The sequence below is a fragment of the Rhodococcus sp. BP-261 genome (assembly GCF_019835205.1).
GTDB classification, from domain to species: domain Bacteria; phylum Actinomycetota; class Actinomycetes; order Mycobacteriales; family Mycobacteriaceae; genus Rhodococcoides; species Rhodococcoides kyotonensis_B.
In genome coordinates this window covers 245,785-261,231 of the sequence record NZ_JABUCO010000002.1, presented here as the reverse complement: position 1 = coordinate 261,231, position 15,447 = coordinate 245,785, and the positions used below count along the sequence as shown (strand labels likewise).

Below are 15,447 nucleotides of genomic sequence, written 5' to 3'. Positions count from 1 at the left end.
TCTGAGAAACACCGGCCGTCAGCTCGTACGGCTGCGCTCGCTGATCGTGTACGGCGCCAAAGGGGCTCCGGTCAGTTTCGGTGCTCTCGCCGTCATCCTCGCGCTCGGCATCATCGGTGTGGCGGTCGGCGGAAACACTCTGCACCGAGACTTCGCGACCGGCATCATGGCGTTCCAGGATTTCCGCGTGTGGACTGTCCTGACGGCCGGACTCTTCGCGCCGAACGTTCTCGGCTACATCGTCGTCGTGGTGGCCGTCGTCGTCGCGGCGGCACCGATCGAGCGACGCATGGGGTCGGGCAAGTTCGCGCTTGCGGCCGTCGTGACCCAGGTGCTCGGTGCGTTGCTCGGACTCGGGCTCGCGGCGCTGGCCAAGATGTTCGACGCGGACTGGGGTTTTCGTCTGCACGTGGGAACCGCCATCGGGCCCACCACCTGGATCGTCGGTGTCGTCATGGTGGCGAGCGCCCGCATGGACACGTTGTGGCGCCGACGCATTCGCGTCGGGCTTCTTGCGCTTCTCATCACGTCGGCGCTCTTCAGTGGCCACCTTCAGGACGTCATTCGGCTGGCTGCGGCGATCGTCGGGCTGATGCTCGGGCCGGCGTTCGTGGGCCGATCTGCACGCGGTTCGCGGCTTGCAGGCACTCAGCGCGAAGGCCGCGTGTTGGTGGCGCTCGTGGTCGCGGCGAGTGCACTCGGCCCTGTGCTCGCCGCGCTGAGCCCCGATGCGGTCGGCCCCTTCGCAGTTCTGCGTGAGGTCGTACGCGGCGTGCCGTACACCGCCGCCGAGGTACGCGAGATCTGCGCCGATTCCGCGACCGATCCCGAATGTCGAACGGGTCTTCTCGAATTGCGTCTCGGCGGTGTCGGTCCGACGATCCTGTCGTTGATGCCGTCGATCTTCTTGCTGTTTCTCGCCGACGGCCTTCGCCGGGGTCGTCGCTTCGCATGGGGGGCAACGGTCGTCGCTCAGGTCGTGCTCCTCGTGGTGTCGGTCGCCAACTTCGCCATCCGATACCTCGAGTCCGGCGACGACGAGTCCCTGTTCTACGGTCTCGAATCGCCGACGGTGTACCGCACCGTGATTCCGTTCCTCCTTCCACTCGTGGTGCTCACGATCCTGGTGGCGACCAGAAAGTTCTTCGACGTGTCGGCCCCGAAGGGAACCTATCGGCGATGGACCCTGTCGGTGATCGGCACCGGTGCGGTCCTGGCGGTCCTGTACGTCCTGGGCGGGCTCGCGGCGCGAGGTGGATTCGACAACACCCCGACTGCGCTTCGATTGCTCGCGGACTTCCCCCAGCGACTCATCCCACCCGTGTACCTCCAGTGGCTCGAACCTCGGTTCCTGCCCGAGGACATTCCGACCACGCTGCTGTTCGAATGGACCGGGGTGGTTTTCTGGGTCGCGGTATGCGTCCTGACCTTCGGAACCTTTCTGACGCCCGCCTTCGGAGCCGAGTCCGACGCGGCCGAGCGGGCACGTGAGGTATTGACGTCGAGCTCCGGCAGCGCGCTCTCGTGGATGACGACCTGGCGAGGGAACACGTACTGGTTCTCGCCGGACGGCAGCGGCTACGTCGCGTACCGGGTCATCTCCGGCGTGGCACTGACGACGGGCGATCCGGTCGGTCCCCGAGAACGGCTGCGCGAGTACGTCGTCGGATTCGCGGAGTATGCGTCGGAGAACGGGTGGATCCCGTGTTTCTACTCGGTGACGCCTGCTGTCCGAGAGATCACCGACGGTCTCGGCTGGGGCGGAATCCAGGTCGGGGAGGAGACCATCCTCGACCTGGAGGAATTGGCGTTCACCGGCAAGCGATTCCAGGATGTGCGGACCGCGCTGAACCGTGCCAAGAAAGCCGGCGTCGATGCGGAATGGATTCGTTTTCCTGATGCTCCCCTCGCGATCACGGATCAGATCGAGGCGATCTCGGAGGAGTGGGTCGCCGACAAGGGGATGCCCGAGATGGGCTTCACTCTCGGTGGCCTCGAAGAGGTGGACGACGCGCAGGTGCGGTGTCTTATCGCGGTCGACGAGCACCGGACCGTGCACGGCGTCACGTCGTGGATGCCGGTATACGAGAACGGCGAGATAGTCGGGTGGACACTGGATTTCATGCGGAGGCGGTCGGAGGGATTCCGGCCGACGATGGAATTCCTGATCGCGTCGGCGGCAATCCTGCTGAAGGAGGAAGGGGTCCGTTTCCTGAGTCTGTCCGGAGCGCCACTGGCCAAGGTCGACGACGAGAGTTCCGAGAACGGCACACCGGAAGAGCTGACGTTCTCGCGTCTGCTCGACCGTTTGCTCGACGTGCTGGGCAGGACGCTCGAACCGGTCTACGGCTTCCGGTCGTTGCTGGCGTTCAAGTCGAAGTTCCAGCCGCGGTACGAATCGATGCACATGACGTACGCCGACCCTGCCGCGCTACCGAGCATCGGCAACGCCGTCGGTCGTGCGTATCTGCCCGAGGTGTCTCTCGGTCAGGGTTATCGACTCGTGCGCACGATGATCGAGCGCTAGGCGTTCCCGCGTGTCACGGTCTTGCGAGGCCCGCCGGTCGCGCCGTACACGTGCCGCGTGCCGATCGGGACGATGAGCGGCCTGTCCGACACGGGATCCTCGATGACCGTCGCCTCGAGACCGAAGACGTCGAGCAGCAATTCTTCGGAGATGACGTCCTGCGGTCGACCGCTCTCGACGATCTTGCCCTTGGACATGACGATCAGCTGATCGCTGTAGCGCACGGCCAGATTGAGGTCGTGCAACACCATCACGACCGTGCGACCCATGTCCTCGTGCATGCGGTCGACGAGGTCGAGGACCTCGACGGAGTGCGCGAGGTCGAGGTACGTCGTCGGCTCGTCGAGGAGCAGGATGTCGGTGCCCTGCGCCAGAGCCATCGAAATCCAGGCGCGTTGCCGCTGGCCGCCGGACAGTTCGTCGACCGGTCGGTCGGCGAGGTCGCCGACGCCGGTCAGTTCGAGTGCGTTGGCGACCTCGGATTCGTCGTCGGAACTCCACTGCCTGATCCACGACTGATGCGGGTGGCGGCCGCGCGACACGAGGTCGGCGACGGTGAGTCCCTCGGGAGCGGTCGGCGCCTGGGGGAGCATTCCGAGCACCCGCGCGACGTCCTTGGTGCGCATCGACGAGATCGCCTTGCCGTCGAGGACGACGCGACCGGCCTTCGGCTTGAGCAGGCGGCCGAGGGATCGCAGCAGCGTCGACTTGCCGCACCCGTTCGGCCCGATGACGGTGGTGATGACACCGGTGTGCACTTCGAGGTCGAGATTCTCGACGATGGTTCGGTCGCCGTAGCCGAGGGTGAGGTCTTCCGCGACGAGGCGCAACGGGTCGATGGTTGTCATGCGGAGACCTTTCGATTGCTGCGGACCAGGAGGTAGAGCAGGAAGGGGCCACCCAGCGCGGACGTCACGATGCCCACGGGAAGTTCGACGGGAAGGATGGTGCGCGCGATGAGATCGCTCCCGACGACGAGCAGACCACCGAGGATGGCCGACGCGATGATCGGCGGCCCCGGAGTCCGCAGCAGCCGGAGTGCTATCTGCGGTGCCGCGAGGGCGACGAACCCGATCGGTCCTGCCGCGGCGGTGGCGATCGCCGCGAGTGCGACCGAAGCGAGCAGGAGCGTCGCCTGACCCGATTGCAAGCGGACACCGAGTGACTTGGCGTTGTCGTCGCCCAGTCGAAGCGCGCCGAGTGTGAACGTCGAGATGATCGTCAGCGTGCCGACGACCAGGACGGCCACGGCCACGGGCCACACCTTGCTCCAGTCCGCGCCGTTGAGCGAGCCGTTGAGCCACAGCTGCGCTCGCGAGACGTCGTTGATGTCGGCGCTGATCAGCAACCAGCCGATCGCGGCGACGAGCATCGCGTTGATCGCGATGCCCACGAGAATCAACCGGAAGCCCTCGACGCCCCGCTTCCACGCAAGCGCGTAGATCAACACGGCGGTGACGAGGCCACCCACCAGGGCAGCGAGGGGCAGGCCCAGCGTCGCGAGCACACCGACGAACGACCCGCCGCCGCCGAGCACGATCAATGCGACGGCAGCGGCACTTGCGCCCGACGTGATGCCGAGGATGTCCGGGCTGGCGAGAGCGTTCCGCGAGATCGACTGCGTGACAGCGCCGGACATACCGAGCGCCATACCGACGAGAAGGCCGGTGAGAGACCTCGGGAGTCGCAGGTCCATCACGATGAATCGATCGATGCGGGAGCCGCCGCCCAACAGCACGTCGACGACCTGCGCGATCGACAGAGGGAAGTCGCCGCGCCCGATGTTGATGCAGACGACGAAGAACAGTGCAACGACCAACATCAGGGTCACGACGACCATGAACGTACGACGGACCAGAGACAGAGGCCCGAAGCGGAACGCAGGCCTGGACGGAACCGTGGACGCGGGCGTATCCGACTCGGACAGCGGCGTTTCGAGGTGAGCGGTCACAGGCTTGCCAACTTCCGACGACGGACGAGAGCGATGAAGAACGGCGCGCCGAACAGTGCGAGCACGATGCCGACCTGCAGCTCGCCGGGCCTGACGACGACGCGGCCGATGACGTCGGCGATCATGAGCATCACCCCGCCCATCAATCCCGCGTAGGGCACGAGCCATCGATAGTCGGGGCCGGTGACCACACGCGCGACGTGCGGTACGACGAGACCGATGAACGCGATGGGGCCGCACGCGGCTGTGGCGGCACCGGTGAGCAGAGTGATCGCGACGATTCCGACGGTGCGCGTCAGGGCGATGTTCGTGCCGAGCGACCGAGCGACGTCGTCACCGAGGCTCATCACGTTCAGTCCAGGAGTGCTGGCCAACGCGATGAGGACGCCGATGACGAGGAAGGGGAGGACCGTCCAGAAGATGTCGAGCCCGCGGCCTGCAACGGACCCGACGGACCAGAAGCGATAGCCGTCGAGACTTGTCTGGTCGAGCAGCACGATGGCGTTCGTCATGGCCGACAGGAAGAACGCAACCCCCGCGCCTGCGAGCGCCAAGTTCAACGGGCTGGCTTTTCCGTTTCCTATCGACGACAGCCCGAACACCACGACACTTGCGATGGCGGAGCCCGCGAAGGCGAACCACAGGTACTGACTCGGAGAGTTGAAGCGGAACAGGTAGATCGCGAGGACGACGAGGAACGCGGCTCCGGCGTTCAGTCCGAGAAGTCCCGCGTCCGCCAATGGGTTTCGGGTGTGCCCCTGAATCAAGGCACCTGCGATACCGAGCGCGATTCCCACGACGAGAGCGAGCACCGTACGTGGAACTCGTAGCGTACGAACGATGATGTCGGTGTCCGTGCCGGTGGAATTCAGCAGCGCGTGGCCGATCTCGGCGAATGTGAGTGGCCTTGCCCCGATCGCGATGCTGGCGAGTATGGCGGCGGCCAGCGCCACGACGAGCACGATCAGTCCGAGAATTCGTCGCTTGCGTATTCCCGCCACCGAGTTGTCACGGGGGATGGGCTCGAATTGTTCGTCCAGCGCGGTCTTCTGGCGTACTACCTCGGTGCGTCCCCGGCCGACTCCTGCCGCGCGCAGCAGTGACCGCTTCGGACCGATCGGATCCAGGGTGTCGGCGTCGCGCACGACGAGGTCGGTCCACCGCATTCCTGTGCTCTGGCCTTCGCGACCCTCACGAAACCCCTGATTCCACACCAGAAGTCCGATGGCGACGGCAACCGAAATCGCGCCGAACACGAACCTGTCGGCTTCACCGCCGCCGTTGTCGTCCCGAAGCGAGTCGACGATGGACCACCCGATGCCCAGTGGAAGCAGCACGATCGCGAGATCGACGACGGTCGCAGCGATTCTGGGACCCCACGGCGCAGGTCCGCGGGGGATGTCCTCGGTGGCGAAGTCGTCGTCGGGCGTCGGGTGAGGTGCTCCCGGACCGAGCAGGGGGGCCGTAGTCACTGTCGTTCCTGATTCCTCACTGTGTTCGAAGGTCCACGCAGTTAGGTTACGGAACCCTCTGCTTCAGCGTGCGTCCAGGTAAGGCTAGCCAACGCATTCCAGTGATGCAGGAGACATGGCCTGATGGACCGCTACCGTGTGGCATTGGTTAGGCTAGCCTATGCACAGCGGCCGTGGGCCGAGGGAACAACAGAGGGAGTGTTTCGGTGTCAGTTGCGACTACGACGTCCGCCGCATGGGCCGAGGTGCATCGATCGATCACCCGCATCGACGACGGTGGTGCGCTGTCACGCTCGTGTATCGAACTTCGAGCGCTGAACCCCGATTACCCCCGCATGTACGCGATCGCATCCATGGCGCAGGAGGCCAAGCGGCGCTGGTGGCAGCTAGGCGTGGGGCTCGAGGACGGCCGAACCGATCAGATGCTCGCGAGGTCGTTGGAAGACCTTCGGCTACCCGAAGCTGCGGCCGCGCAGGTCGCGACCGCGCTCATTCATGCGGTCGTCGGGCGCGTGGCGGCGCTGATCGTGCTCGAGGGTCGTGCCTGGGACCCCGGCATCGACAACCTGTGGATTCACATGGACAGCGACGGCGGAATCGATTGGGCGGGAGTGTCGTCGCCGATGCTCCGCGTCCTGCCCGGAGACCACCTCGAAGGCCAGCCGGGTGCGGTGACCCTTCCGTGCGAGGAAGCCCTTCTCGTCTGGACGGCCCACCGATGCATCACCTCGCTGCATGCAGTACTGCGCTCGATCGGAGCACGTGCGCCGTTGGATGCGCGGACATTCTGGAGTCTTGTCGGCGACGCCGTGCTGGGTGCGTCGACCTACGTTCCGGTTCTGGCCGGCGCCCGGGTGTCCGACGGGGCGCGTCGTGGTCAAGCATTGCTCGACGCGTTCGTAGCGGCCGGCGCGCCGGTTCGGTCACGCCTGTCGACAGCGGCGCGACTGCGCTCGCGAGCCTCCTGAAGAAGGACGCCGGAAGCCCTTGCCAATCAGGTAAGGCTTGCCTATTCTAGATCTCAGACGAACGGACCGCGCCGGAGTCCTGAGGGCTGCAGTGACTCCCGGTCCTTGCCACGGCGGGCCTTACATCTCTCGATGTGAGGCCCGCCGATCCATGTGCAGATGTCCTCGTGTAGTTCTGGATTCGTCGGTGTTCGAACCGTCGTGACACCAGGACCAGCTTGAGGAGATTCGATGAGCGAGCCAGGACCCACCGTCGACGCGGCCGTGATGGCGAGCGGCGATGTAGCTGCGATCACCGAAGTGAGTTCGCGTGGCTTCGACGGTGCGATCGGGTTGGAGTACACCGAGGTCACCGCCGACCGCGTGCGTGCGCGCTGGGACGTCACGCCGAGCCTGCATCAGCCTGCAGGAATCATGCACGGTGGAGTTCTCTGTTCCGTGGTCGAGTCGCTGGCCAGCATCGGCGCGAGCGTATGGCTGGGGGATCGTGGCCACGTCGTCGGCGTGAACAACAACACCGACTTCCTGCGTGCGTCACGTTCGGGCACGCTGTCCGCCGAGGCAGTACCGGTGCATCGCGGTCGTACGCAACAACTGTGGCGGGTCGACATCGTCGACGAGGCAGGAAAGGCCGTCGCGCAGGGGAAGGTCCGTCTCGCGAACATCGTGGACACGGCAGTTCTGGGACACTAGGGCGCGTGACGAGAGACGCCGAATATTTCGACACCAGGCTGGACGGTGCAGCCCTCGGCCGCATCGAGTCGATTCTCCGCCCCGTCGACGAGCAACTCGCCCGTGACTATCCCGGTGACCGTATCGGCGGTCAGCCGATCCACACCGTGTACGTACCCGCGTCGGTCGCCGACGTCGGCATCCCGCAGCAGTGGGGTAGTCAGGCAGCCCGTCTCGTCGACGCGCACGCCGACGTCGTCGAATCCCTCGACGCCGCAGGGGTTCTGACGACGGTCCGCGATGTCCTGCACACGTCGCCGATCCAGGATCTTCGGCTCGATTTCGAGGACGGTTACGGCTGGCGTTCGGACGAGGACGAGGACCGCGATGCACGTCACGCAGGGCAGGTTCTTTCCGCGCTGGCGGCGGATCCGACGGGTCCTTCGTGGGTGGGCATCCGGCCCAAAGGACTTGCCGCCCACGAACGGCGACGTGCCGTTCGCACACTCGAACTGGTTCTCGATGGTGCGGGCGGTGTCCCGAACGGCTTCGTCTTCACGGTTCCGAAACTGCGTGTGGCCGAACAAGTCACCGCGGTGGTCGCACTGTGCGAGGAGCTCGAACGTGCGCACGGGCTGACGGATCACGCGCTGCGCTTCGAGTTGCAGATCGAGAGTCCCCAGGCCGTCGTGGGTCCCGACGGTACGGCGACCGTCGCGCGGGCACTGCGCCTGACAGACGGCAGATGCACGTCTCTGCACTACGGAACCTACGACTACAGCGCCGCGTGCGGAATCACGTCCGCTCAGCAGTCGCTGGCGCATCCGGTGGCCGATCACGCCAAGAACGTGATGCTCGCGGCGGCGGCGCAGACCGGCGTCTGGGTGTGCGACGGATCCACTCAGGTGGTCCCGACCGGCTCGCAGGCCGACATCGAGGCGGCGTTGCGCAGGCACTTCGGTCTGGTCACCCGTTCGCTCGAGCGTGGGTTCTACCAGGGGTGGGACATGCACCCGGGGCACCTCGTGACGCGGTGGGCGGCGACGCTCGGATTCTTCCGTGACGCGATGCCGACCGCTGCGTCACGGGTGGCGGCCTATCTGAGTCGACAGGACAGCGGCATCATGGACGAGCCCGCGACCGCACAGGCACTCGCGGGAGTGCTCGTTCGCGGCCTCGATTCCGGGGCGGTGACCGAACGGGAGTTGTCGGACGTGTCGTCGTCGATCACGCGGGCGTCGCTCCGCAGCCTTCTCGATCGGTCCGACGGTACCGCCGGCGCTCCGGCCGGTCCTGTTTCGAGCGTGTAAAACCTGGGTTTCCACCGCGAAACACCCTGGCGTTCAGCATCGCCCGCGCGCCGAGTGGGTCTGCGTCGGTACTAGCGTGGACGCCCGACGGTGTTCGCGTGAGAGGGATGGAGATTCGATGCGGCTGACTCCGCACGAGCAGGATCGCCTACTGCTCAGCTATGCAGCCGAGCTGGCTCGAAAACGCCAGGCTCGCGGGCGCAAGCTCAACCATCCCGAGGCGATCGCTCTGATCACCGATCATCTGCTCGAGGGGGCGCGTGACGGTCGCTCGGTGGCCGAACTGATGGTGTCGGGTCGTGAGGTTCTCACGGCAGACGACGTCATCGGCGGTGTACCGGAACTGCTTCCGGAAGTGCAGGTGGAAGCGACGTTCCCGGACGGAACGAAGCTCATCACCGTGCACGAGCCGATCTCGCCGAAGCGTGGTGACGGCCATGTCGTTCCGGGGGAGATCATCACCGAGGACGGAACGATCGAGATCAACGAAGGCGCCGACGTGGTGACGATCGACGTCGTCAACACCGGGGACAGACCCGTCCAGGTCGGAAGCCACGTGCACTTCCCGCAATCGAACGAGGCACTGGACTACGACCGCGCCGCCGCGTACGGGCGGCGACTCGACATTCCCGCAGGCACGGCAGTGCGGTTCGAACCCGGCATCGCGATGACGGTGCAGTTGGTCCCCCTCGCCGGCGGACGAGAAGTGCACGGGCTGAGCATGAACCCTCCCGGAAAGTTGGATGCCTGATGGCGCACCTGAGTCGAGCCCGCTATGCGCAACTGTTCGGACCGACGACGGGTGACCGAATCCGGTTGGCGGACACGGATCTTCTGATCGAGATCACCGAGGATCGCAGTGGCGGACCCGGTCTGGCCGGAGAAGAGGCCGTGTTCGGTGGCGGCAAGGTCATTCGCGAATCGATGGGACAGTCCCGCGCGTCGCGTGCCGACGGCGCACCCGACACCGTCATCACCGGAGTGGTCGTCGTCGACCATTGGGGCATCGTCAAGGCCGATGTCGGAATTCGCGACGGCCGAATCGTGGCGCTCGGCAAGGCGGGTAACCCGGACACGATGTCCGGGGTGCATCCCGATCTCGTGATCGGGCCGTCGACGGAGATCATCGCGGGCAACGGCAAGATTCTCACCGCAGGCGGAATCGACTGCCATGTCCACTTCATCTGCCCGCAGATCATGGACGAGGCACTCGCAGGCGGCATCACCACGGTCATCGGGGGTGGCACGGGGCCTGCGGAGGGCAGCAAGGCGACGACCGTGACGCCGGGCGCGTGGCACCTGTCGCGCATGCTCGAGTCGCTCGACGACTGGCCGATGAACATCGTGTTGCTCGGCAAGGGCAACACGGTCAGCCGCGATGCGATGTGGGAGCAACTGCGCGCAGGCGCTTCGGGGTTCAAACTGCACGAGGACTGGGGATCGACGCCCGCGGCGATCGATGCGTGCCTGTCGGTGTGCGAGGAGGCAGGGGTCCAGGCGGCGCTGCACTCGGACACTCTGAACGAAGCAGGGTTCGTCGAGACGACGCTCGCCGCGATCAAGGGTCGCGGCATCCACGCCTATCACACCGAGGGCGCAGGCGGAGGGCACGCGCCGGACATCATCACCGTCGCGTCCGAGGGGTACGTGCTGCCCAGTTCCACGAATCCGACGCGGCCGCACACCGTCAACACCCTCGACGAGCATCTCGACATGCTGATGGTGTGCCATCACCTCAGCCCGTCCATTCCGGAGGATCTCGCGTTCGCGGAGAGCCGGATTCGGCCGTCGACGATTGCTGCCGAGGATCTGTTGCACGACATGGGCGCCATCTCGATGATCGGCAGCGACGCGCAGGCGATGGGTCGTATCGGTGAGGTCGTACTGCGGACGTGGCAGACGGCGCACGTCATGAAGAAGCGTCGCGGCTACCTGTCGGGCGATGTCCGCGCCGACAACGCCCGCGTCATGCGCTACATCGCGAAGTACACCATCTGTCCTGCGGTGGCTCATGGGCTGGATCACGAGGTCGGCTCGGTCGAACCGGGCAAGCTGGCCGACCTCGTGTTGTGGGATCCGGCGTTCTTCGGTGTCCGGCCCCACCTGGTGATCAAGGGCGGCATGATCGCGTGGGCCCAGATGGGTGACGCCAACGCATCCATCCCGACCCCTCAGCCCGAACTGCCGCGTCCGATGTTCGGTGCCTCCGCGAAGGCAGCGGCCGCGACGTCGGTGCACTTCGTCGCCCCGCAGGCCATCGAGGACGGTTTGGCGGACCGGTTGAACTGCGACCGCAGGCTCGTCCCGGTCGGTAACGTGCGCGCTGTCGGAAAGGCCGACATGCCGCACAACGACGCGCAACCGCGGATCGAGGTCGATCCCGACACGTTCACCGTGCGTATCGACGGTGAGGTCTGGACCGAGCAGCCGGCCACCGAGTTGCCCATGGCGCAAAGGTATTTCCTGTTTTGAGTGCAGTGACAGCTCAGGTTTCGACGCTTCTCACCCTGGCCGATTCGCGCCTGCCCACCGGGGGCCACGTGCACTCCGGCGGCGTCGAGGAAGCCGTCGAACAGGGTGTGGTCCGCGACCTGCCGACGGTCGAGGCATTCCTGAACCGTCGTCTCCGTACAAGCGGTGCCGTGGGTGCGTCGATCGCCGCTTCGGTCTGCGCCGGGCTGCTCGACCCGACGACCGCGGACGCCGAGACGGACGCGCGCATTCCGTCGCCTGCAGCGCGTGGTGCGTCACGGGCGCAGGGGAGAGGTCTGCTCAGGCTCGCGAAAACGACGTGGCCCGAACATGATTGGAACGGCGTGGCCCGCCGACCGCACCTACCGGTCGTGGCCGGACTCGTCGGCCGAGTCGCCGGCCTGTCGTATCGCGACATCGCGGCGGTTCAGATCTACACGACGATGACCGGGTCGGCGATTGCGGCACAGCGGCTGCTCGCCCTCGATCCATCGGACGTGGCCGCCTGCACGCTGCGACTGGCACGCACGTGTGACGAGGTCACCGATGTCGTCGTGTCGACGCATCCTGAGTTGGTCGACCTGTCCGATCCACTGCTCGACGTCCTGTCCGAGTCCCATGCCCTTCGCGAACGACCTCTGTTCGTGTCCTGACCGATCGGCACACCACAAGAAAGGCGGAAAACCCATGCCTCCGCATCTGATCGACGGCGAACCGCACGACCACAGCCACGACCGACCGCGCCGGACCCGCATTCCCGGGGAGGCGCTGCGCGTCGGAATCGGCGGACCCGTCGGATCCGGCAAGACCGCTCTGGTGGCGGCGCTGTGCCGGGAACTACGTGACGAGCTGTCGCTCGCGGTGTTGACCAACGACATCTACACGACGGAGGACGCCGACTTCCTGCGGCGTCATGCCGTGCTGCCCGACGAGCGCATCACGGCCGTGCAGACCGGTGGGTGCCCCCACACCGCGATCCGCGACGACATCACCGCCAACCTCGATGCCATCGACGACTTGGTGGAGGGCAACCCGCCGCTGGACCTGATCCTGGTCGAGTCGGGTGGAGACAATCTGACCGCCACGTTCTCCTCGGGACTGATCGACGTGCAGATTTTCGTCGTCGACGTCGCAGGCGGCGACAAAGTTCCGCGCAAGGGCGGACCTGGCGTCACCTACTCGGATCTGTTGGTGATCAACAAGACCGACCTGGCCCCGTTCGTCGGCGCCGACCTGACCGTGATGGAGAACGACGCCGTCCGCGTTCGGGAAGGCCGCCCTACCGCTCTCGTCTCGCTGACCGAGGATCCGTCGGCGTCGCTGGTGCTCGAATGGATCAGAACGCAGCTGCGGGAGTCGGCCGCGGCCGATGCGCACTGAGCTCACCATCGTCGCGTCCGCCGATCGAAGTCCGAGGATCGACGCAGTCGGTGGGTTGGCCGCGCGTCTGACGGGTCCGGACACCGTCCACATGATCGGTACTGCCGCAACGCCTCTCGGCGGCGACACTCTGTGCATCAGGATCGTCGTCGGGGCCGGTGCCACGCTGTCGCTGCACAGCGTGGCCGCGTCGGTCGCGCTTCCCGGCCGGTCGGTCGTCGAGTCGAATGCGGAATGGCTCGTGAGCGTGGACGAGGGAGGCGTCCTCGTCTTCGATCCCGAGCCGATGGTCGTCGCGGGCAACGCGATACATCACACTCGCACGCGGATCGAGTTCGCTGCGTCGTCGCGAATCGAGTATCGCGAGCGCGTCCAGATCGGGCGTGTCGGCGAGAACCTCGGTCGGTGGATCGGAACGATGCACACCGATGTGGACGGACACGCTCATCTCCGTCACCGCGTCGAATTGGGCGTCGGCACGGTCGGACACGACGTGTTGTCCGCGCCGCGGTCGTTGTCCAGCATACTCGTGTATCCGGACGATCGACCGGCCGGGGCCGTCGGCAGTTCCGCCGTCCGTATGCCGTTGGCCGCGGGAGGGAGTTTGACGACGAGCACCGGTCCCGCGCTCGACGCACTAACGTTGGTGCCATGACCGACCCGTCCACTGCCGATCCGGCATCGACCGACTCGACCGAAGCCTTCGATCCGGAACACGTAGCGCAGGCCAGAGCCGCACTCGATGCCGTCGACGACATCGGAGACTGGGTTCAGCGTTTCGACCTTCTGGGCGACCTGACGAGGCTGCGCATTCTGCTGTGCATGCACCGCGCGCCGGGGATCTGCGTGTCGGATCTGTCTGCGGCGCTCGGCATGTCGGCGACGTCGGTGTCCCACGCACTCCGACTTCTCCGGAACGAGGGGTGGGTGGCGGTTCAGCGCGACGGGAAGAAGATGTCGTACCGGCTCGACGACGACATCGTGCACTCCATGTTGCACGAACTCGGCGCCACCCATGCCCATCACGGGCACGAGTGACGCCGAGTTCGGTGCAGCGTCGGGCGGGCTAGCCGGCCGCTTTCTCCTCACGACGGTTGCCGTCACCGTCGACCGCCGGAGGTGACGGCTCCAGCGAGTTGAGTTGCTCGATGGCAAGTCGCGCGAACACCTGCTGCTCGGTCGACGCCATCTGCGCGCGACCGCGGCCGAGGAACGTCACGAACCACGAGATGACGGTCGTGATGCGGCTGCGGTATCCCACCAGGTAGTACAGGTGCAGAGCCAACCACATCAGCCAGGCGATGAAGCCACCGAATTCGAGCTTGCCGACCTTGGCGACCGCGTTGAAGCGCGAGACCGTGGCCATGGATCCCTTGTCGAAGTACTTGAACGGCTCGCGCTGCGTCGCGTCGGCGCCCTTCAACGATGCCTTGATCTGCTTGGCTGCATACGTCGCACCCTGGATGGCGCCCTGAGCCATACCGGGAACGCCGGGAACCGACATGAGGTCGCCGACGACGAAGACGTTCGGATGACCCTTGACAGTCAGGTCGGGCTCGACGATGACGCGACCGGCACGGTCCGTCTCCGACTCGGACTGATCTGCGAGCTGCTTGCCGAGGGGGCTGCCCTGAACTCCCGCGGACCACACCTTGCACTGCGCCTCGATGCGACGCGTCGTGCCGTCCTTTTCCTTGACGGTCAGACCGTCGTTGTCGACGTCGGTGACCATCGCGTTCAGCTGGATCTCGACGCCGAGCTTCTCGAGCTTGTCCGCTGCCTTCTTGCCGAGCTTCTCGCCCATCGGGGGCAGCACGGCAGGAGCGGCATCGAGGAGGATGACGCGTGCGTCGCGCGGATCGATGTTGCGGAAGGCACCGTCGAGGGTGCGGTCCGCGAGCTCGGCGATCTGACCTGCCAGCTCGACGCCGGTGGGGCCTGCGCCGACGACCACGAAGGTCATCAAACGGTCGCGCTCTTCCTGGTCGTTCGACAGCTCGGCCTGTTCGAACGCGCCGAGGATCCTTCCGCGCAGCTCGAGCGCGTCGTCGATGGTCTTCATGCCGGGTGCGAACTCGGCGAAGTGGTCGTTTCCGAAATAGGACTGCTGGGCGCCCGCCGCGACGATAAGGCTGTCGAAGTGCGTCACCGTCTCACGCTCGAGCAGCTTCGACGTGACCGTCTTCGCCGTGAGGTCGATGTCGAGAACCTCACCCATCAGAACTTCGGCGTTCTTCTGGTTACGCAGAATCACTCGGGTGGTCGGCGCGATCTCGCCGACGGAGAGGATGCCCGTCGCCACCTGGTAGAGAAGCGGCTGGAACAGGTGGTGGGTGGTCTTGGCGACCAGCGTGATGTCGACGTCGGCCTTCTTGAGTGCCTTGACGCCGAATAGTCCTCCGAATCCGGAACCGATGACGACGACATGATGACGCTTCGATTCGACCGGTTGGATGCTCATTACCTGCTCCCTAGAGATTGCGATGTCTCACGCAACGGTAGTCGCCATCGGATTCGTCGTCGCGGCAAGGTTCCCATGCGGCAGGCATTTTAGCTGCTGACGACATGCCGCAGGGCCACTGACCTGGGGCGGCGTCTTCGGCGCGGTCGTCGATGGTTGCGTCGAAGCTACTGGATCGCTTCAGAACGACACGTGCGGTGACCACCGGACATACGACCGGCGGGTGGCGTCGAG

General features: G+C 65.8%; 14 protein-coding genes. 10 read left to right on the top strand and 4 right to left on the bottom strand.

Annotated elements, in window-relative coordinates; translation table 11 throughout:
- The first annotated feature begins 1 nt into the window (after position 1).
- Positions 2–2,527, top strand: a complete 2,526-nt coding sequence (locus HQ354_RS03485) for a bifunctional lysylphosphatidylglycerol flippase/synthetase MprF (RefSeq protein WP_240930972.1) — start codon at positions 2–4, stop codon at positions 2,525–2,527.
- Here HQ354_RS03485 and HQ354_RS03480 read toward each other — a convergent pair.
- Genes HQ354_RS03480 through HQ354_RS03470 form a run of 3 tightly spaced genes read right to left on the bottom strand, consistent with a single transcriptional unit; the run spans position 2,524 to position 5,950 of the window.
- Complete coding sequence (locus tag HQ354_RS03480) at positions 2,524–3,375, bottom strand: ABC transporter ATP-binding protein (RefSeq protein ID WP_167675907.1); 852 nt, start codon at positions 3,373–3,375, stop codon at positions 2,524–2,526. The genes HQ354_RS03485 and HQ354_RS03480 overlap by 4 nt on opposite strands.
- Positions 3,372–4,478: an iron chelate uptake ABC transporter family permease subunit gene (locus HQ354_RS03475; protein WP_084424014.1), complete on the bottom strand. Its 1,107-nt coding sequence runs from the start codon at positions 4,476–4,478 to the stop codon at positions 3,372–3,374. The genes HQ354_RS03480 and HQ354_RS03475 overlap by 4 nt, the downstream gene beginning before the upstream one ends.
- Positions 4,475–5,950, bottom strand: a complete 1,476-nt coding sequence (locus HQ354_RS03470) for an iron chelate uptake ABC transporter family permease subunit (RefSeq protein WP_167675906.1) — start codon at positions 5,948–5,950, stop codon at positions 4,475–4,477. Before HQ354_RS03470 ends, HQ354_RS03475 begins: the two co-directional genes overlap by 4 nt.
- Positions 5,951–6,195: 245 nt before the next feature.
- Between HQ354_RS03470 and HQ354_RS03465 the strand changes: the two genes are divergently transcribed.
- The 9 genes from HQ354_RS03465 (at position 6,196) to HQ354_RS03425 (ending at position 13,790) form a co-directional block, all read left to right on the top strand.
- A complete protein-coding gene (locus HQ354_RS03465; RefSeq protein ID WP_254303651.1) occupies positions 6,196–6,918 on the top strand; it encodes a hypothetical protein in 723 nt (240 codons plus the stop codon).
- A 267-nt stretch (positions 6,919–7,185) separates the two neighbouring features.
- Positions 7,186–7,611, top strand: coding sequence for a PaaI family thioesterase (locus HQ354_RS03460; protein WP_114330975.1), 426 nt, complete (start codon positions 7,186–7,188; stop codon positions 7,609–7,611).
- Between the two features lie 5 nt (positions 7,612–7,616).
- Positions 7,617–8,900, top strand: coding sequence for an aldolase/citrate lyase family protein (locus HQ354_RS03455; protein ID WP_167675904.1), 1,284 nt, complete (start codon positions 7,617–7,619; stop codon positions 8,898–8,900).
- Between the two features lie 118 nt (positions 8,901–9,018).
- Positions 9,019–9,651 (top strand): urease subunit gamma, encoded by a 633-nt coding sequence (locus HQ354_RS03450; protein ID WP_114330977.1) that lies wholly within the window; start codon positions 9,019–9,021, stop codon positions 9,649–9,651.
- Positions 9,651–11,372, top strand: coding sequence for an urease subunit alpha (locus HQ354_RS03445; protein WP_068431158.1), 1,722 nt, complete (start codon positions 9,651–9,653; stop codon positions 11,370–11,372). Before HQ354_RS03450 ends, HQ354_RS03445 begins: the two co-directional genes overlap by 1 nt.
- Positions 11,369–12,025, top strand: a complete 657-nt coding sequence (locus HQ354_RS03440) for an urease accessory protein UreF (protein WP_068431155.1) — start codon at positions 11,369–11,371, stop codon at positions 12,023–12,025. The genes HQ354_RS03445 and HQ354_RS03440 overlap by 4 nt, the downstream gene beginning before the upstream one ends.
- 34 nt (positions 12,026–12,059) lie before the next feature.
- A complete protein-coding gene (gene ureG, locus HQ354_RS03435; RefSeq protein WP_167675902.1) occupies positions 12,060–12,752 on the top strand; it encodes an urease accessory protein UreG in 693 nt (230 codons plus the stop codon).
- The gene (locus HQ354_RS03430) at positions 12,742–13,407 is read left to right on the top strand and encodes an urease accessory protein UreD (RefSeq protein ID WP_167675900.1); all 666 of its coding nucleotides are present in this window, start codon (positions 12,742–12,744) and stop codon (positions 13,405–13,407) included. The genes ureG and HQ354_RS03430 overlap by 11 nt, the downstream gene beginning before the upstream one ends.
- Positions 13,404–13,790 carry a helix-turn-helix transcriptional regulator gene (locus HQ354_RS03425; RefSeq protein WP_068431147.1) on the top strand — a complete coding sequence of 129 codons (387 nt, stop codon included), beginning with the start codon at positions 13,404–13,406 and terminating at the stop codon, positions 13,788–13,790. The genes HQ354_RS03430 and HQ354_RS03425 overlap by 4 nt, the downstream gene beginning before the upstream one ends.
- Positions 13,791–13,818: 28 nt before the next feature.
- Here the strand turns inward: HQ354_RS03425 and HQ354_RS03420 are convergent, their stop codons facing one another.
- Positions 13,819–15,213, bottom strand: coding sequence for an NAD(P)/FAD-dependent oxidoreductase (locus HQ354_RS03420; RefSeq protein WP_068431144.1), 1,395 nt, complete (start codon positions 15,211–15,213; stop codon positions 13,819–13,821).
- Between the last annotated feature and the right edge of the window lie 234 nt (positions 15,214–15,447).